Source organism: Psychromicrobium lacuslunae, from assembly GCF_000950575.1.
GTDB classification, from domain to species: Bacteria; Actinomycetota; Actinomycetes; order Actinomycetales; family Micrococcaceae; genus Renibacterium; species Renibacterium lacuslunae.
The window spans coordinates 219054-239281 of record NZ_CP011005.1; the positions used below are offsets into that span (position 1 = coordinate 219054).

Below are 20228 nucleotides of genomic sequence, written 5' to 3' on the forward strand. Positions count from 1 at the left end.
GACTCGTGAGAATCCGACTGACCCTGCGCCGAGATCCCGAACCCGCAAAAGACCTTGCCGTCACCGTTGACGGTCTAGCCACAGTGGGCGACATCGCGACCGAGCTTTTCTCCGCTGACCCGGCCAGGCAAGGTTCTCCGGTCCCGGAGAAGCTTTCCCTGCTCGTCGATGACGCCCCAATGGCAGGTGGCAGTGTCAAGGGCCGCGCACTCGACCCCGAAGGGAACCTCATGGAGTCCGGGCTGCGCCCCGGCTCCACCATTTCGCTGACCCAGGTCAGTGAGCACTTCGCCACACCGGGGCAGAACCGTGGACCGGCAGCGGCCACGCTTCGAGTGATCGCCGGCCCGGACGTCGGCAAGGAATTCTCACTCCCGGTCGGCACCAGCTACATCGGACGGGACCGCGATGCGGATGTTCGGTTGAGCGACCCGATGATGTCGAAGCGGCATGCCAGGATCACCATCGGTGACTCGATCGAAATCGTCGACACCAACTCGGCCAACGGGTTGACCATGGAAGGTCTGCTGGTTGGCCGCGCCGTGCTGGGGCCAAACGATGAAATCACGCTGGGCGATAGCACGCTGAGCGTGGTCTCGCTCGGCGGTGGCGGCGGCTCCGCACCGACCAGCCCGCTGGTCGAGTTCAACCGGTCACCGAGAGTGGTGGCCAGATTTGACCCGGATGAGCAGGCCATCCCGGAAGGCCCGCAACGCCCGCAACCGGCCAGATTCCCGCTGGTGATGTTATTGGCTCCGGTACTGATGGGTGGCGTGATGTTTGCCGTCACCCAGAACCTCTTCAGCCTAATCTTCATTTTCATGATGCCGTTGATGCTGATTGCCGGTTATGTGGACCAGCGAGTCAACGCGAAGAAGCTGCTGCGGCTGGGCACCGAATCGTTCTACCAAAACCTTGAAGTTTTCAAGAACCAGATGGGCAAGCTGCAACTGCTGGAACGCGCGGTGCGGGTCGCAGAGAGTCCTTCGGTCGCCGAAACGGTTGACAGCATTTACAAGCTGGGACCGCTACTGTGGACGCATCGACCGGAACACAACGGTTTCCTTTCGGTGCGGTTCGGCCTGGGCCAACAGCCCTCCAGAATTCCAATCAAGATGCCCAACGCCAATAACACGGTGGCCGAAATTCAGCAGGTGATCAACCAGACCAAATCGGAGTACGCAAGTATCGAGGCGGTTCCGGTGGTTTCGCAGCTTCGCACCTCCGGGGCGCTCGGCCTGGCCGGTTCGCGCGAAGTGCTCGACGACGTCGCTCGCGGCATTGTGTTGCAAGCGGTTGGCTTGCATTCCCCAGCTGAGCTGGTGGTCACCGCGCTGACTAGCACCGAATCAAGAACCCGCTGGAGTTGGCTGCAATGGTTGCCGCATGTCGGTTCCCCGCATTCACCACTCGGCGGAGACCACCTCGCGGCCGGACCGGGTGCCGGTGGGATCTTGCTGTCCAAGCTTGAAGATCTGATGGTCGCTCGAGGTGGCTCGTTGCTGGCGAACTCGGCCGAGTTACGCGGCCTGCTGGAGAAGAAAAAAGACGATAAGCTGCCCACCCCGGTGCTGCCGAGCATCCTAGTGATTGTCGAGGACGACGCCAAGGTAGATCGCGGTCGGCTGGCCAGATTGGCTGAGCACGGTGCCGATTTTGGCATTCATGTGATCTGGCTGGCCGGTTCGGTGGCGGCGCTGCCAGCTAGTTGCCGGGACTTCATGCAGGTGGACGGCCAAGCGGGTAACACCACCGGCCAGGTGCGTCTCGGTGAACTCAGCTACCCGGTGAGCTGCGAAAGCGTGGACGCTGAACTCGCTGTGCAGCTGGCCAGAATGCTCGCCCCGGTGGTAGATGTTTCCAAACCGGTGGACGATGACTCCGATTTGCCCCAGTCAGTTTCCTGGGCGACCTTGGCCGGTATTGAGATCACCGAAGCCACCTCGCCGATTGCCGATCGTTGGAAAGAGAACAACTCGGTTGCCTCCAGCGCGGTGCCCAACCGGAAACATCAGGGTTCTCTCAGGGCCTTGGTCGGTTCCAAGGGCGTCGAACCGATGTACCTTGATCTGAAGACCGAAGGGCCACACGCCCTCGTTGGTGGCACCACCGGTGCCGGTAAATCTGAGTTCTTACAGGCCTGGGTGCTCGGCATGGCCGCTGCCTATAGTCCGGACCGCCTGACCTTCCTCTTCGTCGACTACAAGGGCGGCGCCGCCTTTGCCGACTGCGTCAAGCTGCCGCACACCGTTGGCTTGGTCACCGACCTCTCCCCGCACCTGGTGCGGCGAGCGCTGACTTCCTTGCGCGCCGAACTACATTATCGGGAGCATCTCTTCAACCGGAAGAAAGCCAAGGATTTGCTGGCGATGGAGCGCGAGGCTGACCCGGATACCCCGCCCTCGCTGATCATTGTGGTCGATGAGTTCGCCGCCTTGGCTAAGGAAGTCCCGGAGTTCGTCGACGGCGTGGTTGATGTGGCCGCTCGTGGCCGATCCCTCGGCCTGCACTTGATTCTGGCCACCCAGCGTCCGGCCGGTGTTATTAAAGACAATTTGCGTGCCAACACCAATATGCGAATAGCGCTGCGGATGGCCGACGTCGATGATTCACGGGATATTCTGGGCGATCCAATGGCCGCTTACTTCAGTCCCACCATCCCGGGGCGTGGCGCGGCGAAGACTGGTCCGGGTCGCATCCAAGGTTTCCAAACCGGTTATGCCGGTGGCTGGACCACTCGAATTCCGCAACGGCCGCGGATCGATATTGTGGAAATGGATTTCGGTTCGGGCGCGCAGTGGGAGCAAGAGCTCCAGCAAGCTCCGGTAGAGGCAGATGCTGGCCCTAATGACATCGCCAAGGTGGTGGCAAACGTTTCTCAGGCAGCCATTGAGCTGGCTATTAAACCGCCGAGAAAGCCTTGGATGGAGGAACTTGCCACCACCTACAATTTCTCCCTGCTGCCGAACCCGCGAACCGATGAGCGCTTATTGCTGGGCGTGGTGGATGACCCAGCCAATCAAGCGCAGCCGACTGTTTTCTACGAGCCGGACCGTGACGGCAATATGGCGATTGTCGGTGCGTCCGGTAGCGGTAAGTCAGCGGCATTGCGCACCATTGCGATTGCGGCTGCGATCACCCCGCGTGGTGGCCCGGTCCAGGTTTATGGCATTGATGCGGCTTCCAACGGCTTGCAGATGCTCGCGCAATTGCCGCATGTCGGCGACATCATTGCCGGTGACGACCACGAGCGCGCCGGCCGCTTGCTGCGTTATTTACGTGACATCGTGGAAGAACGCACCGAGGCCTTTGCCGCAGTCAAGGCGGGCAGCATCGCCGAGTATCGTAGATTGGCCAATAAGCCCGACGAAGCGCGCATCATTTTGCTGATTGACGGGCTTGGCGCGTTCCGCGAGACCTACGAATTCAAAGCCGGTATGACGCAGTTCGAAACCCTGCAGCAAATCGCCACCGACGGTCGGCCGATGGGCGTGCACGTGGTGGTGGCCGGTGACAGTCCGAAGTCGCTGCCGCCTTCGTTGGCCGCGTCAATCCAGCGTCGTTTAGTGCTGCGGATGGCGAACACCGACGACTACTTGTCGATGGGTGTGCCACGCGATGTGTTGAGCGCCTCCTCGCCTCCAGGCCGCGGCCTGTTGGAGAAGCAGGAAGTGCAGTTGGCCATTTTCGGCGGCAACGCCAACCTGGCTTTGCAGGCGCGCCAGGTGGAGAAGCTCGCCGAGTCGATGCGCAGGCAAGGGGTGGTGGAAGCGCCAGGAGTGCTCGCGCTACCGGAAAATATGGATCTGGACGTGTTGCCTGCCGGCTCGCCGGGTAATGCGATTATTGGCGTCGACGACTTCAACCTAGAACCGGCCGGGGTCGCCGCAACCGGTGCCCTGATGGTGACCGGGCCGCCAGGTTCGGGGCGCACCACCGCCCTGGTCACCTTGGCGGAAGCGCTCAAACGTTCCTCGCCGCAAACCAAACGCGTCTACTTCGGTGCTCGGAAGTCAGCTATTGCCTCGCTCGGGGTCTGGGACGAGGCCTATGCGACTCCGGCGTTGGTCAAAGAGGAACTCGAACGTCTTACCGCGCTGACCGAGCAGAACGCTGATACCGTGGCCTTCTTCATTGAAGGAGTAACCGAGTTCACCGATTCGCCTGCCGAGATGGATTTGGTCACGCTGATCAAGAGCGCGGTCAAGACCGGTCAATGGGTGGTGGGTGAAGCGGAGACCTCTACCTGGTCGGCGGCCTGGAACTTAGCGGGCTTATTCAAAGCGGGGCGCCGAGGGGTGCTACTCAACCCGGGTGACACCGAGGGCGATACCTTGATGAACACCTCGCTGGGCAGGCTCCGGGGTAATAAATTCGTTCCCGGGCGTGGCTATATCGTCGGCCGAGGTAAGGCTTTCAAAGTCCAGATCGCCAATACTCTCGACCGCTCCTGAGCGGTCAACACCCGATGGGGAGTCCTCCCCATCGACATCGGTAGTTAGTCTCTTATAGATTCTTATTAGTCGCTCAGCCGGATGGGCCGGTTGGGTTCAGAGTTTGCCGGATCTTCCGGGGCTCTTATACGAAAGGTGCGTCTCATGGGTGAAGCATTCCTCGGTAGCAATCCGGAAGATATGCAGGATTTGATCACGAAGATCAATCAGGCTGTTGATCAGATTCATCAGGCTGTTAATGGTTTGGATTCCAAGGCTACTTCGGTGCAGTGGAATGGTCCGGATGCTAATAACTTCAAGCACACTGAGTGGCCGCAGCATAAGCAGAACCTGAATAAGGTTGCTGATGATTTGCATCAGGTTGGTCAGACGGTACAGAAGCAGCGTCAGCAGCAGATCGACACTTCCGGTCACTAGTTGGTGTTTGGGGCGGTTGGTCCGCTCCAAAGTGGTGGGGTCGTCATCCTCGGATGACGACCCCACCAGCATTTAACCTAGAAAACCCATTGGCAGAATAGTCCTGAAAACTGAAAATTATCCGAAAATATGACCTGAATATGGCGGGAATTTTATAAGGTTGACAACCTTATTTACGGCACAGAATAATCTCCATTAATTCTTGATTATTAACTGTCATGGAGGCCGATCGTGCCGTTTCAGCTTCATCGTTTCGCCATCTCCACTGCCCTGCCCGCTGCTCTACTAGCCGCGCTGCTTGGCCCGGTCTCGGTGGCGACCGCCGCCCCCGCCGCGGTGGCAGCGCAACAGGCTAACCCCTACGTGCCGGACGGTGCGGTCTGGACTCAGCAATACTTCAACTCCGGCAGCGGAACTAATAAAGCCGAATTGCATGCCGATATATTACGTCCTAAGAATTTGCCGGCGGACGCTAAAACCCCGGTTATCCTTTCCATCGGACCTTATTTCAGTCATTTTGGTTCAACCGGCGATGAGGGGAAAACTCAGGCCGGTCCTTCCACCCGGTTCAATGACCTAGTGGTCGGCGGAAAGCTGATGGAACGCGGTTACACCTTTGTGATGGTGGATCTACGCGGCTTCGGTGGTAGCACCGGTTGCCTGGATTGGATGGGCCCCGGCGAGCAAGGCGACGTCAAGGCAGCTCTGGACTGGGCTGGGCAGCAGCCCTGGTCCAACGGGCAGGTGGGCATGTATGGCAAGTCTTATGATGCCGCCACCGGGCTGATTGGCCTAGGCTCAGGCGCCAGCAGCCTCAAGGCGGTGGTTTCCCAGGAGCCCGTCTACGATGCTTACCGTTATCTCTACACCAATGGACTAGCACGCCCCAACCACCTCGGCACCCCGCAAGCCTATGACGGCATCTCTCAATTGCCACCGGTGGGAGGCGTCAACGGCGATGATGCGCACTATGCTCAGAACGCGGCCTACGAGGATTCGCATCCGGAGTGCGTCAAGAACAATGACACGCTGACCCAAAACCCGGACCACCAATCAAGTTTCTGGAAGGCCCGCAATTTCCTCACTCCGGCCCGGGGCTCAACTGTTCCGCTCTTTCTGACTCAGGGGTTCATTGAATCGAACACCAAGCCAGAGGGAGTGCAGGAACTTCTTCAGGGTCTGAAAGGCCCAGTGCGTGGCTGGCTAGGACAGTGGGATCATGTGCGTGGCAATGAAACCGACAGTTCCGGCGCGTTAGAGATGGGCCGGGCCGCTTGGTTCGACGAGGTAATGCGTTTCTATGACAAGCATTTGAAGGGGACTGCTCCTAATGTTCAGGATCCGGCTTTTGCTATTGAGGGCAGCGACGGAAGCTGGCGGCAGCAGACGAACTGGCCGCAGGCTGGCGCTAGCCCCACCGTCGACCTCAAGACCGGCAGCTACAGCAGCCCGCTGAAATCTCTCAGTGTGGCGGCCGCCCAGCCGAGCGCTGAGGCAGCAGCTAAGTTTGCCCAGCCTCCGATGAGTTCAGCCAAGCAGCTTCCCCCGGGCGTTGGCAGCAACGGCCAAGATCTTGAAAGCCTTGGATCGGCCGGACTGAACCCGCCGGCCGGGCTATCCGCTGCCGAGCAAAAAACCAAACCGTCAGCCAAAACCCCGAAAGCTGCAAGCGGTGGGCTCTGGACCGCCTCGCAGCCGGTGGCTAGCGCGACCCGGATCACCGGCACCCCGAGCTTGACAGTGCAGAGTAGCGCGGCGGCGGGCGCCAATATTGCGGTTGAACTTTACGATCTCGCTGCCGATGGCTCCGGGGTGCTGATCAACTCGATGGTTTCGACGCTGAACTCCGGAGCAGCTACCCGGGTGGAGCTGCTCTCGCTGGATTGGGCCTTAGCCAAGGGGCATTCGCTCGCAGTGCGGGTGGGCGCGGCGAAGGGGAGTCTGCAGGTTCAGCTGACCTCGGCGAAGCTATCGCTGTCGCTGCAGTCCACCAGCCAGGACCAGGCCACCCAGGGCGACCGTTCACCGTATCTTGACTATTACATCTCCAGTTACACCTCGAAGCTGCCAACGATTAAGCCAAGTTTTCAACTGAACCTCAAACCCTAGGGAGATCCGCTGTCACGTTCCTCGGAGTAACTAGTTGAGCGGAATTCACCGGCGCTAAGGCGTAAAAATGTCGGTCTAATGCGGCAAGATGGTGATGTGAGCAAAGTTGATACCCCCTCGGATGGGCTGCGAGCAGAGTACGATTCCCTCGTCGAAGAGGTGCGACGTTATCGCTTCGCCTACTACAACGAGGACGCGCCGCTAGTTTCCGACGCCGAATTCGATCAGCTGTTCCGGAAGCTTGAGGAGATCGAGGCGCTGCACCCCGAACTGGTCAGCAACGACTCTCCCACCCAAGAGGTAGGCGGCGAGGTCTCAGCGGTTTTCTCCCCGGTCAAACACCTGAGCCAGATGTACAGCTTGGAAGATGTGTTTTCCCTTGAAGAGCTAGAGTCCTGGGTCAATAAGGCGCAAGTCAACGCCGAAAAGCTTGCCAGCTCTCGACTGGCTGAGGCCCCGCTGCGCTGGCTGACCGAACTCAAAATCGATGGCCTGGCGGTCAACTTGCTCTATCGCCAAGGCAAATTGGTGAAGGCGGCCACCCGCGGCGATGGCGTCACCGGTGAGGACATCACACATAACGTGCTCACCATTAAAGAGATCCCACGTCAGCTCAAGGGCACAAACTTCCCCGAAGAAGTCGAGATTCGCGGTGAGGTGTTCATCGCCAGCAAAGATTTCATCACGCTCAACGAACAGATGGTGGAAGCGGGGAAGGCCCCCTTCGCGAACCCGCGTAACTCGGCGGCAGGTTCGCTGCGTCAGAAAGATCCGGCCGAGACCGCCAAACGCCCGTTGAGCATGCTGGTGCACGGCATTGGTGCGCGGCAAGGCTTTGAGGCGAGCAGCCAATCCGAAAGCTACGCTTTGCTCAAGGAATGGGGCTTGCCCACCAGCCCGTACTTCAAGGTGCTTTCCAGCTTTCAAGAGATCCTCGATTTCATTGCACACTACGGTGAGCATCGGCACGATCTGTTGCATGAGATTGACGGCATCGTGGTCAAGATCGATGACTTCGACACCCAGCGTTCGCTGGGCTACACCTCTCGGGTGCCGCGATGGGCCGTGGCCTATAAGTACCCGCCGGAGGAGGTTAATACCAAGCTGCTCAATATTGAGGTCAATGTTGGTCGTACTGGACGGGTGACACCGTACGGGGTGATGGTGCCGGTCAAGGTGGCTGGCTCAACCGTCGAGATGGCCACGCTACACAATCAGGACGTGGTGAAAGCCAAAGGCGTGCTGATTGGCGATACCGTGGTGCTGCGCAAAGCCGGGGACGTGATTCCGGAAATCGTGGGCCCGGTGGTGGCACTACGCGACGGCACCGAACGCGAGTTCGTGATGCCCACCCAGTGTCCGGCCTGCGGAACCACACTCGCGCCAGCCAAGGAGGGCGACGTTGATATTCGCTGCCCCAATGCGCGTTCTTGCCCTGCGCAGTTGCGCGAGCGGGTGTTCCACCTAGCCGGCCGCGGCGCTTTTGATATTGAGGCACTGGGCTGGGAGGCCGCGATTGCGCTGACTCAACCCGCCGAACCCGAGGTGCCGCCGGTCAGCAATGAGGCCCATATTTTCGCGCTGAAACCGGAAGATTTAGCCGAGGTCAAGATTGAACGGCATAAACGGCTGAAGGGGGAGGTGCTCGAAGAGAAGGAGCTGGTTCCCTACTTCTACAGCAGGGGTACCGCTAAAAAGCCTTCCGAGCCGACCGCAAATACGCTCAAGCTCTTCAACGAATTGGAAAAGGCCAAGAGTCAGCCGCTATGGCGAGTACTGGTTGCCTTATCGATCCGGCATGTGGGTCCAACCGCTTCGCGAGCCCTGGCCAGTGCTTTCGGTTCAATGGAAGCTATTCGCGCCGCCAGCGAGCAGGAACTGGCGGAGGTGGACGGGGTCGGTCCGATTATTGCGCAGGCCTTGGTGGAGTGGTTCAGCGAGGACTGGCACCGAGAAATCGTTGAGGCGTGGGCTGCTGCTGGCGTCAGGATGGCTGATGAACGTGATGAGTCGGTGCCGCGTACCCTTGAGGGTTTGACCATCGTGGTGACCGGTTCCTTGCAGAACTTCAACCGAGATCAGGCGAAGGAAGCGGTGATCAGTCGCGGCGGTAAGGCCGCCGGTTCGGTGTCGAAAAATACCGACTTCCTGGTGGCCGGCGAAAACGCTGGCTCAAAACGAGATAAGGCCGAGCAGCTCGGGGTGCCCATTCTCGATGAGGCGGGCTTCGCTGAGTTGCTAGAAAACGGGCCGAGCCTTGATGCAGACCCGAGTGGCGAGGCGGATCAGGCTGGCCTCGAGAGCGCTGATGGCGGGGAGCAGGCGAGCGATGACTGAGCCAACAATCGCTGAATTGCTTGAAGTGGCCAAGCACGCTGCTGCGGCAGGTGCTGCGATCTTAGCTCAGCGAGATCCGCAGACTTTCACCGCGAGCGTGAAGAGCGGCGAAACCGATTTGGTGACCGAAATTGATGTGGCCGCTGAGCGGGCGGTGCGCGAAGCTATTCATGGTCTGCGGCCCCAGGATGCCGTTACCGGTGAGGAACTCGCCCCGGCAATTTCTGCCCAGAGCTCGGGATATCGCTGGTCAGTGGATCCGCTCGATGGCACGATGAATTTCATCCGCAATATCGCTTATTACTGCACCTCGGTGGCGGTTGCCGGGCCCGACGGTGAATGGCTGGCGGGGGTGGTGGCCGCACCGGCGCTGGGCCGGACCTACTATGCCAGTAAGGATGGCGGTGCCTGGCTCGAACAACGTGCTGCCGATGGTGAACTGCGAACCAATCAACTCAACGGCCCGCGGCAGCAGCGCACTGGCCGTCTGCTGGCCACCGGTCTAACCTACGAGCCGGAGATTCAGGCTCGGCTGATCAACGAGCTGGAGGCGCGACTTGAAGGTTTTGGTGACTTCAGGCGCCTCGGTTCAGCTGCTCTCGAACTCTGTGCGGTGGCTGAAGGTGGCGTGGACGCTTACTTGGAGTACGGCCTGTACGAGCATGATTTTGCCGCCGGAGCACTCATCGCGGAGCAGGCTGGTGCCTGGGTTCGGCGGCCTAGGCTGAGTTCAGCCCTGGAAGGGCTGCCGCCGCGTAGCGAGGCGCTGGCCGCTTGGACTGCCGCTTCAATTCCCAGCCTCGCCGAGACCTATACGCCGTGAGGGGCGGATCAGGGTCAGATCCGGCCAGGGTGAGCTGGCAGGCTGCCTTCGCAGCCTTGCAGCACCCAGAACTGTTGGCCGAGTATTGTCGATTCGTGATGGCGGAGGACGCCGCTCAGCAGGACACTACAGCGTCGCCAGCTTCGGTCTCCCGATTACTTAGCGTCGGGTTGTTGCGGAGGGATGAGCAGGGCGAGTTGCGGGTCAACTCGGCTTTCTTCACGGCGGCGCTGGCCGAAGCTGAGAAGCACAAACCCACCGGTCCGGAAAAACATCTCCAGCTGGGCAGCCTTGGAGCCCTACCGCAGAAGGCCGCAGAGCGGGAGGAACTGCTTAGTTTCTTGGCTGATCGGCTTTTTGAAGTACAGCGACAGTATTCTGAGTCCGAAGTCAATAGTTTGCTGCGAGTAGTGACCGACGATATTTCCGGGCTGCGTCGCGCCTTAGTTGATTGGCAGTTCCTCGGCCGGACTGCTGATGGCTCAGCCTATTGGCTGGTACCGGAAACCAGCGAGACGCAATGATTACCACGCTGGCTATTCATAACTTTCGGTCCATTCGGGAATTGGTACTCGAACTGCACGGCTTCGACTTAGTTACCGGGGCGAACGGCAGCGGGAAGTCGAACCTTTATCGAGCGCTGAGATTGCTTGCCGATGCTGGCACTGGGGAAGTGATTGGCTCCTTGGCCCGGCAAGGTGGGCTCAGCTCGGTGCTCTGGGCTGGACCGGAAAAAATCAGTAACGGGGTGAGGTCGGGGGAGTTCGCGGTGCAGGGCACGGTGCGACAGGAATCGGTGAGCCTACGGCTGGGCTTTGCCTCTGACGACTTCGGCTATCTGATGGATCTGGGTTTGCCGTTGCCCAGCGAGACCGCCTTTGGCCGTGACCCGATCATCAAGAGGGAACAGATCTTTGCCGGCCGCACCGCCCGGGGAGCCGCCGTGCTGGCAGACCGTTCGGAGGCTCTGGTGCGTAGCCGAGTCGAAGATGGTGGCTGGTCCGAACTGAGCCGTTCGATTAACCCTGATGAATCAATGCTCAACGAGCTCTCCGACCCGTTACGTTCTCCTGAGCTCTACCGGATTCGCCAGATGATGCGCTCCTGGCGGTTCTACGATCATTTCCGCACTGATTCGCTGGCGCCAGCCCGGCAACCCCAGGTCGGCACCCGGACACCGGTGCTCAGTCATACTGGAGATGATTTAGCTGCCGCTCTGCAAACCGTGCTTGAGGCCGGTGGCGGCGGACGGTTAGCCGATTCCATTGCCGATGCTTTCCCCGGCAGTCAGCTTCAGATTGAGGTGCGGGACGGACTCTTTCAGACCACTTTGCGCCAGGCGGGTATGCTCCGACCACTGAGCGCGGCCGAACTCTCAGACGGGACCTTGCGCTACCTGTTGCTGTGTGCCGCGCTGCACACTCCAAGGCCGCCGGAACTGATGGTGATCAACGAGCCGGAAACCAGCCTGCACCCCGAACTCTTACCCGCCCTGGCTAAGTTACTGGTCGACGCCTCAGCGCGATGCCAATTGCTCGTGGTCAGTCACTCCCCGGTGCTGATCAAGGAACTAGAGCGATCCGGTGCCGGGCAAGGCCGGGTGCACCGTCACGAATTAGTGAAAAGTCTCGGTGAAACAATCCTGGAAGGGCAGGGGCTGCTCGACGCGCCGCCTTGGTCGTGGCCAGTTCGTGGCAGGATGGGCAGATGAGGAATGAGTCTGAATCACGTCTTTGGTCTAAGCCAGCCGCTGAGCGCGAAGGCACTCCGCTATTGGTGCTTTTGCACGGCTACGGTGCCAATGAGGCTGATCTGTTCAGCCTGGCTGAAGCACTACCTGCTGACTTCACCGTAGTATCCCTGCGGGCGGGCCTAGCCGCAGGCCCAGGTTTTGCCTGGTTTCCGCTCGGCCCGGACGGCAGCGGCGGACTCGCCTATAGCGTTGCCGATGTGCAACACGCTGTTACCGAGTTACTGGATTGGATTGATTCAGTCCGGGTGGGGCACAGCAGCGTGAGCTTGCTTGGCTTCTCGCAGGGCATGGTGATGGCTAGTTCGGCAGCCAGGCACCGGCCCGATGACTTTGCCGCCATCGTGGGGCTTTCTGGCTTCGTTGCCGATTCGGAGCCCAGCGACTTTTTTGCCGATGAGCAACTGGCAGCGCGGAAGTTACCGTTCTTCTGGGGACGCGATCAAGCCGATCCGGTGGTGCCGCAAGCGTTGGTTGAATACAGCAATGAGTGGCTCAATCAGCACACGGCCCTCACCAAGGTGCTCTACACCGGGATCTGGCACGGTATCTCGCCAGCCGAGATCAAACACGTGGGGGAATTCCTGACCATGAGTGTGCTGGATCAGCGGGCTAGTCTCGAGCGATAGTGACGGATTGGCCGTTAAGGCTGACCACGGAGCCGGGGTGTAACTGGCGTCCACGACGAGTTTCAATTTCGCCGTCGACTTTGACCAGGCCATTTTCGATGAATTCCTTGGCTTGCAGGCCATCTTCAGCCAAGTTGGCGAGTTTCAGCAACTGACCGAGACGAATAGAGTCGTCTCGGATCGTGATTTCATCGGAATGAGTCATAGCATCAATCATGCACCATCCGAACTAGCCGATACCTCGGGTTAGCAACGTTGCTGGACTCGTTCTTGTCCCACCAGCTAAGGAGCCTGATGACCTCGCATAAACTGCCCATTGCGGTGGGGATGCCTCTCGCCGTGGTCGCCGGACTCGGCATTGCGGCGCAGGGCAGGATTAACGGTGCTCTCGGTGCGCGCCTTGATGATGGTCTAGCCGCTGCCCTGGTCAGCTTCGGCACTGGCCTAGTGGTGATTATTGCGGCCTCACTGTTATTGCCCTCCGGGCGGCGCGGCTTGCGCAGCATGCTGCCCGCTTTGCGCGCCAAGAAGTTCCCCCGCTGGTACATAGCCGCCGGTGCGATTGGCGCCTTTTTTGTGCTCGCCCAGGGCCTGACGGTATCGATCATTGGTATCGCGCTCTTCACTGTTGCGGTGGTCACCGGTCAGAGCCTGAGCGGCCTGCTGGTTGACCGGATCGGGATTTCACCAGCGGGTAAGCGAGCTATTACGCCGATCCGAGTGATTTCTGCGGCCTTGACGATTGCCGCGGTGATCTGGGCTGTTTCACCGCGGTTCGCTAAAGCGGACGATATTGCTCACTGGCTGTTGCCGGTGTTGCTTCCGCTGGCCGCCGGTTTTTTGATGAGTTTTCAGCAGGCGATGAATGCCACTCAGACGATGCACTACGGCACTCCGCTGACCGCAACGTTGCTCAATTTCGTGGCTGGCACCCTGGTGCTGGTGATTGCTTGGCTGGTCAAGGTCGGCGTGTCCGGGTTGGGCAAAGCACTGCCTACCGAGTGGTGGTACTACCTTGGCGGTGCCATTGGCTGCCTCTTCATCGGCCTGAGCGCCTGGCTGGTCAGAGGGCTTGGGGTTTTGCTGACCGGGCTGGGTACGATCGGTGGTCAATTACTGGGCTCGCTGATGCTCGATCTGATCTTCCCGGCGTCCGGCACGGTGATCACGGTCGCTACTTGGTTAGGTACGTTGCTCACTCTGATGGCGATGGTACTCGCCACACTGCCCTGGCCACGACGGATCAAAGGCTAAACCTCCCCTCCTACCGTCGAGTGTCGAGATGTGAGGCTTAAAATCGCTCTTTAGGCCCCATATCTCGACACTCAACAGGCGGGAAGCTGGACGTTGACCGCACTGCGACTGGGAGTTCGCTAGGTCTTCTGAATATTTCTTGAATGTTTCTCACCATCTCATTTAGGTTACTTAAGGCAACTAAATATGAGAGGTGGAAAACTTATGTGTGGAATTGCGGGCTGGGTGTCCTTTGAGCGAGATCTCAGGCAAGAACGGCAGACAGCCTTGGCTATGACCCGAACGATGATCTGTAGAGGCCCCGATGACGAAGGTCTCTGGATTGATCAACACGTGGCGCTTGGGCACCGACGGCTTTCCATCATCGACCTAGAAAATGGTCGGCAACCGATGCTCCGCGATGAGGCGGAGGCGACCAGGGAAGTGCTGATCTACACGGGTGAGACTTATAACTTCCGTGAATTGAGAGAGCAATTGGTGAGTGCGGGGCGGCACTTCCGAACCAGTAGCGACACTGAGGTGGTGCTGCAGGCGCACGCTCAGTGGGGCGCGGATAACCCGGCGGACGCCGTTGAGCGTTTCAATGGCATGTTCGCCTATGCACTGTGGGATACCAGCAAGGAAGAACTCATCTTGGTGCGGGACCGGCTCGGCATCAAGCCCTTGTACTACCTGCCAACCGCGGACGGCGTACTTTTCGGCTCCGAGCCCAAAGCCATTCTGGCGAATCCGCTCGCCGAGCGAGCGGTGGACCTGGACGGCCTGCGTCGGCTGATGGGGTTCGTCGCTGACCCGAGCAACGCGGTTTTCAAAGGCATGCGTGAGGTGCCCCCGGCGCACATTGTGCGGATCAGCCGGAACGGCATTAGCGAGCATCGCTACTGGGCACTGGACGACCACGAACACACCGATGATCTGGAAACCACCATCGCCACCGTGCGGGAATTGCTTGAAGATACCGCCAAACATCAGCTCATCGCCGATGTGCCGATCGGTACTTTGCTCTCCGGCGGTCTCGACTCCTCGGCGTTGACCGCGTTGGCCGCCGAGCAACTCAATCTGAGCGGTGAAGCGGTTCGTTCTTTCTCGGTTGATTTCGCTGGCTATGAGGAAGAGTTCAAAGCAGATGAGCTCCGAGAAACCCCGGACGGCCCATACATTATTGACGTCGCCAAGCACCTCAAAGCGGCTTACCCGCAATCGGAACACACCAATCTGGTACTCAATAATGACGAACTAATGGATCCGGCGGCGCGCTCCGCGGTGCTCACGGCCCGCGACTTCCCGGGCCTGGGTGATATGGACACCTCGCTTTACCTACTCTTCAAGGCTGTCCGGCAGCATTCCACGGTAGCTCTGTCCGGGGAATCCGCTGATGAGGTCTTCGGTGGTTATAAAGAATTCCATGATCCGGTAGCCCGGGATGCTGGCACCTTCCCCTGGCTGGCCGGGGTAATGTCGCGTGGCTTTGGCGTCGAAGGGATGAGCAGCTGGAATGCTGATTTCCTGGGCAAGCTGAAACTACCTGAATACTTGAACGATCAATATCAGCGGGCGCTCGCAGAAGTACCACGACGGGCCGGCGAAACCGGTCTGGAAGCGCGGATGCACGAGGTGAGTTACTTCTATCTGACCCGATTCCTGCCGATCTTGCTCGACCGGAAAGACCGGATGAGCATGGCGGTTGGCCTGGAAGTTCGGGTCCCGTTCTGTGATCACCGTCTGGTGCAGTACGTCTACGGCACGCCGTGGGCGATGAAGACTTTCGATGGCCGGGAGAAGTCGTTGCTACGTGCCGCAACTAAGCACCTGCTGCCTGAGTCAGTGGTACAGCGGGTGAAGAGCCCTTATCCTTCGACCCAGGATCCGGAGTACAACAAGTCACTGTTCTACCTACTGGGTGAGGTCTTGGACCGTGGTGATAGCCCGGCCTTGCAATTTGCCAATGTTCCGGTGCTGAAGGAATTGGTCCGGACCGGAGGCTCGGCGAGTCCTGCCGCCCGCTATCAGGCCGAGTCTGTGCTGCAAATGGATAGCTGGGTGCGGCAGTACGGCGTCGACGTTCAGATCTAGCCAACTACCGGCTAGATCTGAACCACTGCTTGGCCGGAACTATTGGATAGCTAGAACAGCTGGGACTGCTGCTGGCGGGGTGTTGTCATCTTCGAGAGGACAGCACCCCGCCAGCGACATTTCAGTTAGGCTGCGAAGATGGAATTGCTCGTCGGCTCTTACACTTCAGCTCAGAATCACGGTGCCGGGATCAGCGCTGTCCCGATCAAAGCCGATGGGTTACTGGGCGAACCGCGGACACTGGCCGAGATTTCCGATCCTTCCTTTCTGGCTCTCGCCGACGACGGGGTTTTCGCGGTACAAGAGCAGCAGCAAGGCAAAGTGGCGGTTTTCGAGCGCGATCCAAGCAATGGGGCGTTGGAACTGGTGAGCGAGTCCGAGGTGATCGGTGTTGATCCCTGTCATCTGACGCTGCTTACCGATGGCCGGGTGGTTGCGGCGAACTATGGTTCTGGATCGGTGGTGCTTTTGAGCGCGACTAATCGTCTAGAACTCCAAGACCTCGTGCAGTTTGACGGCTCGGGGCCGGTGACCGAGCGTCAGGTTGGCCCGCACGCTCATCAAGTGGTGCCAACTCCGTACGGTACGCTGCTGGTCAGCGATCTGGGCTCGGATACGGTGACCGAATTCCGTCTGGTCGATCAGCGGCTCGAAGCGCAGGCCACCCTACGATTACCCGCCGGAGCCGGGCCACGGCACCTGGTTTTCCGACGCGGCGAAACCACTGATTGGCTTCTGGTGCTCGGCGAGCTCGACGGTGGTTTCCATCTCTTTGCACGACCACGCCGAGAAGCTTCCGGAGACTGGAACTACACTGGGAGCGTCCCGCTCGCCAGCAGAGAAAGCGTCGGAACAAGCTACCCGGCCCATATCGAGTTGTCTGCCGATCAGCGCCTGGCTTATGTGAGTGTGCGAGGCCAAGACCAGATCAGCGTTTTTGACCTGACGCCATTGGGGCGGGACGAAATGCCGCTGCTGCTTCAGGAGCAGCCGACGGAAGGAGTTTGGCCCAGACACTTTGCGCTGGGAAATGGGGTGCTTTACGCCGCCAATCAGTTTTCCGACAACATCGTTGTCTTCGCGTTGGGATCAGATGGGCTGCTGGCTGAAAAGCTCCAAGAAGTGACTATCGGCACACCGGTCTGCCTGGTACTCGGCTGAACTTCACCCCGGTGCCGCAGGCCGGTAGGCTTGCAGTGTCGATCTGAGTTGATCGGACAATAAGACGTTCCGTTCCGTATTTTGCGTACCGCATCCAGCTGTTCGCCTATCCCAGGAGTTGACCATTATGGCCGCCAATAAATCCGCTCTCGACCCGATTATTTCGCTGGCTAAACGCCGCGGCTTTGTCTTCCAAGCGGGCGAGATCTACGGCGGTTCACGGTCGGCCTGGGATTACGGACCACTCGGCGTCGAGCTCAAAGAGAACATCAAACAGCAGTGGTGGCAGACCTTCGTCCGTGGCCGCGACGATATGGTCGGCTTAGATTCCTCCGTCATTCTGCCCACCCCCACCTGGGTGGCTTCGGGGCACGTCGAAACCTTCACCGACCCGCTGGTCGAGTCGTTGCACACCCACAAGCGTTACCGTGCCGATCATTTGATTGAGGCCTACACCGCGAAGCACGGCCACCCGCCGGAAAATGGCCTAGCCGATATTAAGGACCCGGACACCGGCCAGCCCGGCAGCTGGACCGAGCCGCAACTTTTCTCCGGTCTGATGAAAACCTACCTGGGCCCGGTGGATAACGAAGAGGGCTTGCACTACCTGCGCCCGGAAACCGCTCAGGGCATCTTCACCAACTTTAATAATGTGGTGACCACCTCACGGAAGAAGCCGCCGTTCGGTATCGGTCAGATGGGCAAGGCCTTCCGCAACGAGATCACCCCGGGTAACTTCATCTTCCGCACTCGTGAGTTTGAGCAGATGGAGATTGAGTTCTTCACCGCGCCCGACGAGGCGGATGAATGGTTCAAGCACTGGGTCGATGCCTGCTGGAATTGGTTTGTCGATCTCGGCATTAACCCGGAGAACATGCGGCGGTTTGACGTGCCGGAAGAGGACCGCGCGCACTACTCGGCGGGCACCATCGACGTCGAGTACAAGTTCGGCTTCCAAGGCTCGCAGTGGGGCGAGCTAATGGGTATCGCGAACCGGACCGATTTCGATCTGACCAATCACTCGAAGGCCTCTGGTACCGAGCTCAGCTACTTCAACCAAGCCACCAATGAGCGTTACACGCCGTATGTGATCGAGCCGTCCTTTGGCTTGACCCGCTCCATGATGGCCTTCCTGGTGGATGCTTACACCGAAGATGAGGCACCCAATACCAAGGGTGGTGTGGATAAGCGCACCGTGCTCAAACTCGACCCGAGGTTGGCCCCGGTCAAGGCGGCGGTGCTACCGCTTTCACGCAATGAGGATCTGTCGCCGAAGGCAAAGGCGCTGGGTGCCGAATTGCGTAAGAGTTGGAATATCGAGTTCGATGATGCCGGCGCAATTGGCCGCCGCTACCGCCGCCAGGACGAGATCGGCACACCTTTCTGCATCACCGTTGACTTTGACACCTTGGATGATCAGGCCGTGACCATTCGGGAACGCGACTCAATGAGCCAGGAACGGGTGGCGCTGGATAAGGTGCGCGGCTACCTGGCCGAGCGCTTGCTAGGAGCATAATGGCGCTGGAATATCGACCCTGGCAAGAGGGCGACGACCGGGAGTTGCTGCAAATCTGGGGCGACCCGGAGGGTGATCAGGTCACCTGGTACCGGCAAACCCTGGAGCCCAGCACCGACGGCGGTGTGCAGCCGGATGGTTCACGACGGCATTGGAAACGGTGCATTGTGGCGACCGATCAGGGTATCCCGGTAGCTGCGGGCATGGTAATGGAGCAGAGCCTGCACAATACCAAGCTGTGGATTTATGTCGAGGTGGCCAAAGATCATCGCCGTCAGGGTGTTGGTGCTACTTTGCTCACCATGTTGCGCCATGAGGCCGAGCAAGCGCCGAGCGGTGTCCGGGCGGTGACCAGCAAGGTCGATGAAGGTACCTCCGGGGCCGCTTTTGTCGAAGCTTTGGGCTGGCAGACGGTACAGACCTCACGGTTCATCCAGGTCGATCCGGGTAGCTTGGCGCTGCCGCGTTTCCCGAAGCGTGAGGACCAGGCCGATGAGGATGCCGGTTCTGAGTTGGTGCAAGATCTGGCTACCGGCTCAGTCGAACTGACCGACGTCGTCGGACGCTGGTACGAGGCCGTGCATAGCGGCTGGAGTCCGACCGGGACCATCAGCCCGGGTACGGTTCAGTCGTATTTCCTTAACGATCAGGCTGGTGCGCAAGGGGCCATTGTGTTGCGCACCGAGCCGGAAAGCGCCTTTGGCAGTGCGGTTGCACCGAGCAAGAGGGGCAGAATTAGGGCGTTTGCTGTGAGCTACGGTCCGCACCCGGCGGCTGCGCCTTCAGAGGACCCGCCAGCTGATGTCTTGCTCGGCTGGGAGCCCGAGTTGGAACTGGCGGACGCTACTGCCGCGGTGCGAGACCTGGTATCCCTTTTGGCCTATCAGCATCCCGTGGTACTGGAAGTCGATAGTTCCATGGCGCCGTTGACCGCTCTGGTTGAGCCCTTGCTAGGGGCTGGAAAGGCCAAGCAACTTAGTACCACCACGATCATTGTCGACGGCTAGTCTCCGCCCTGGGGCGGACCGTCGCTATTGAGGCAGCGCTTCAGCTGATGTGCTGCTGCTTAGAGCGGTTTGAGTAATAGCAGCAAACCCAAGCCGAGCATCACTAGGGCGATCACTCCGTCGAGAATTCGCCAGGCCAGCGGCTTGGCGAAGAATGGTGCCAGCAGGCGCGCTCCGTAGCCCAGCGCGGTGAACCAGAGCACGCTGCCGAGCACTGCTCCGCCACCGAAATACCAGCGCCCGGGTTCGCCGTGAGTGTTGGCAATTGAACCCAGTAGCAAAAGAGTATCCAAGTAGACGTGCGGATTCAGCCAGGTGAGCGCCAGGCAGGTGGTGAGGGCAACAGCGACTGAGAGTGGCTTGCCAGCCGGATCCCCACGCAGCTTCTCCTTACTAAAGGCCCGCCGTGCTGCCAGCAAACCATAGCCAATCAAGAAGGCGGCGCCAGCAAATCGGATAATGGTCAGTACCAGGGGAGAGGTCGCGATCAATAGGCCGATGCCGGAAATGCCGAGCAAAATCAGTAAAGCATCCGACCCTGCGCAGATTGCCACGATCAGCAGAACATGTTCTCTGCGGAGACCCTGGCGCAGCACGAAGGCGTTCTGGGCGCCAATGGCAATAATGAGTGATAGTCCGGTGCCCAGTCCGGAGAGCGTAGCAAGAATGTCCACTCGTCAAGGCTAGGGAACGACACA

15 protein-coding genes are annotated in these 20228 nt (G+C 59.6%); 13 read left to right on the top strand and 2 right to left on the bottom strand.

Annotated elements, in window-relative coordinates; genetic code table 11:
• The first annotated feature begins 5 nt into the window (after window positions 1-5).
• The 8 genes from UM93_RS00960 (at window position 6) to UM93_RS00995 (ending at window position 12519) form a co-directional block, all read left to right on the top strand.
• Complete coding sequence (locus UM93_RS00960; RefSeq protein ID WP_045073116.1) at window positions 6-4454, top strand: FtsK/SpoIIIE domain-containing protein; 4449 nt, start codon at window positions 6-8, stop codon at window positions 4452-4454.
• A gap of 144 nt (window positions 4455-4598) precedes the next feature.
• A complete protein-coding gene (locus UM93_RS00965; protein ID WP_045073117.1) occupies window positions 4599-4871 on the top strand; it encodes a WXG100 family type VII secretion target in 273 nt (90 codons plus the stop codon).
• 231 nt (window positions 4872-5102) lie between these two features.
• A complete protein-coding gene (locus tag UM93_RS00970; protein ID WP_052663480.1) occupies window positions 5103-6980 on the top strand; it encodes a CocE/NonD family hydrolase in 1878 nt (625 codons plus the stop codon).
• A gap of 78 nt (window positions 6981-7058) precedes the next feature.
• Window positions 7059-9317 carry an NAD-dependent DNA ligase LigA gene (gene ligA, locus UM93_RS00975; protein ID WP_045073119.1) on the top strand — a complete coding sequence of 753 codons (2259 nt, stop codon included), beginning with the start codon at window positions 7059-7061 and terminating at the stop codon, window positions 9315-9317.
• A complete protein-coding gene (locus UM93_RS00980) occupies window positions 9310-10140 on the top strand; it encodes an inositol monophosphatase family protein (protein ID WP_045073120.1) in 831 nt (276 codons plus the stop codon). Before ligA ends, UM93_RS00980 begins: the two co-directional genes overlap by 8 nt.
• A complete protein-coding gene (locus UM93_RS00985; protein ID WP_234399350.1) occupies window positions 10137-10664 on the top strand; it encodes a DUF2087 domain-containing protein in 528 nt (175 codons plus the stop codon). The genes UM93_RS00980 and UM93_RS00985 overlap by 4 nt, the downstream gene beginning before the upstream one ends.
• Window positions 10661-11851: an AAA family ATPase gene (locus tag UM93_RS00990; RefSeq protein ID WP_045073122.1), complete on the top strand. Its 1191-nt coding sequence runs from the start codon at window positions 10661-10663 to the stop codon at window positions 11849-11851. The genes UM93_RS00985 and UM93_RS00990 overlap by 4 nt, the downstream gene beginning before the upstream one ends.
• Complete coding sequence (locus UM93_RS00995) at window positions 11848-12519, top strand: alpha/beta hydrolase (protein ID WP_045073124.1); 672 nt, start codon at window positions 11848-11850, stop codon at window positions 12517-12519. The genes UM93_RS00990 and UM93_RS00995 overlap by 4 nt, the downstream gene beginning before the upstream one ends.
• Here UM93_RS00995 and UM93_RS01000 read toward each other — a convergent pair.
• Window positions 12503-12724, bottom strand: coding sequence for an RNA-binding S4 domain-containing protein (locus tag UM93_RS01000; RefSeq protein WP_045076665.1), 222 nt, complete (start codon window positions 12722-12724; stop codon window positions 12503-12505). The two genes, UM93_RS00995 and UM93_RS01000, sit on opposite strands and share 17 nt — an antisense overlap.
• 89 nt (window positions 12725-12813) lie before the next feature.
• Between UM93_RS01000 and UM93_RS01005 the strand changes: the two genes are divergently transcribed.
• The 5 genes from UM93_RS01005 (at window position 12814) to UM93_RS01025 (ending at window position 19530) form a co-directional block, all read left to right on the top strand.
• A complete protein-coding gene (locus UM93_RS01005; RefSeq protein ID WP_045073126.1) occupies window positions 12814-13773 on the top strand; it encodes a DMT family transporter in 960 nt (319 codons plus the stop codon).
• A gap of 204 nt (window positions 13774-13977) precedes the next feature.
• On the top strand, window positions 13978-15846 hold the full coding sequence (gene asnB, locus UM93_RS01010) for an asparagine synthase (glutamine-hydrolyzing) (RefSeq protein WP_082056959.1): 1869 nt from the start codon (window positions 13978-13980) through the stop codon (window positions 15844-15846).
• A gap of 138 nt (window positions 15847-15984) precedes the next feature.
• Window positions 15985-17007, top strand: a complete 1023-nt coding sequence (locus UM93_RS01015) for a lactonase family protein (RefSeq protein WP_045073127.1) — start codon at window positions 15985-15987, stop codon at window positions 17005-17007.
• A 127-nt stretch (window positions 17008-17134) separates the two neighbouring features.
• Window positions 17135-18523, top strand: coding sequence for a glycine--tRNA ligase (locus UM93_RS01020; RefSeq protein ID WP_045073129.1), 1389 nt, complete (start codon window positions 17135-17137; stop codon window positions 18521-18523).
• Complete coding sequence (locus UM93_RS01025; RefSeq protein ID WP_045073131.1) at window positions 18523-19530, top strand: GNAT family N-acetyltransferase; 1008 nt, start codon at window positions 18523-18525, stop codon at window positions 19528-19530. The genes UM93_RS01020 and UM93_RS01025 overlap by 1 nt, the downstream gene beginning before the upstream one ends.
• A 59-nt stretch (window positions 19531-19589) precedes the next feature.
• Here the strand turns inward: UM93_RS01025 and UM93_RS01030 are convergent, their stop codons facing one another.
• The gene (locus UM93_RS01030; protein WP_045076667.1) at window positions 19590-20198 is read right to left on the bottom strand and encodes a LysE/ArgO family amino acid transporter; all 609 of its coding nucleotides are present in this window, start codon (window positions 20196-20198) and stop codon (window positions 19590-19592) included.
• Between the last annotated feature and the right edge of the window lie 30 nt (window positions 20199-20228).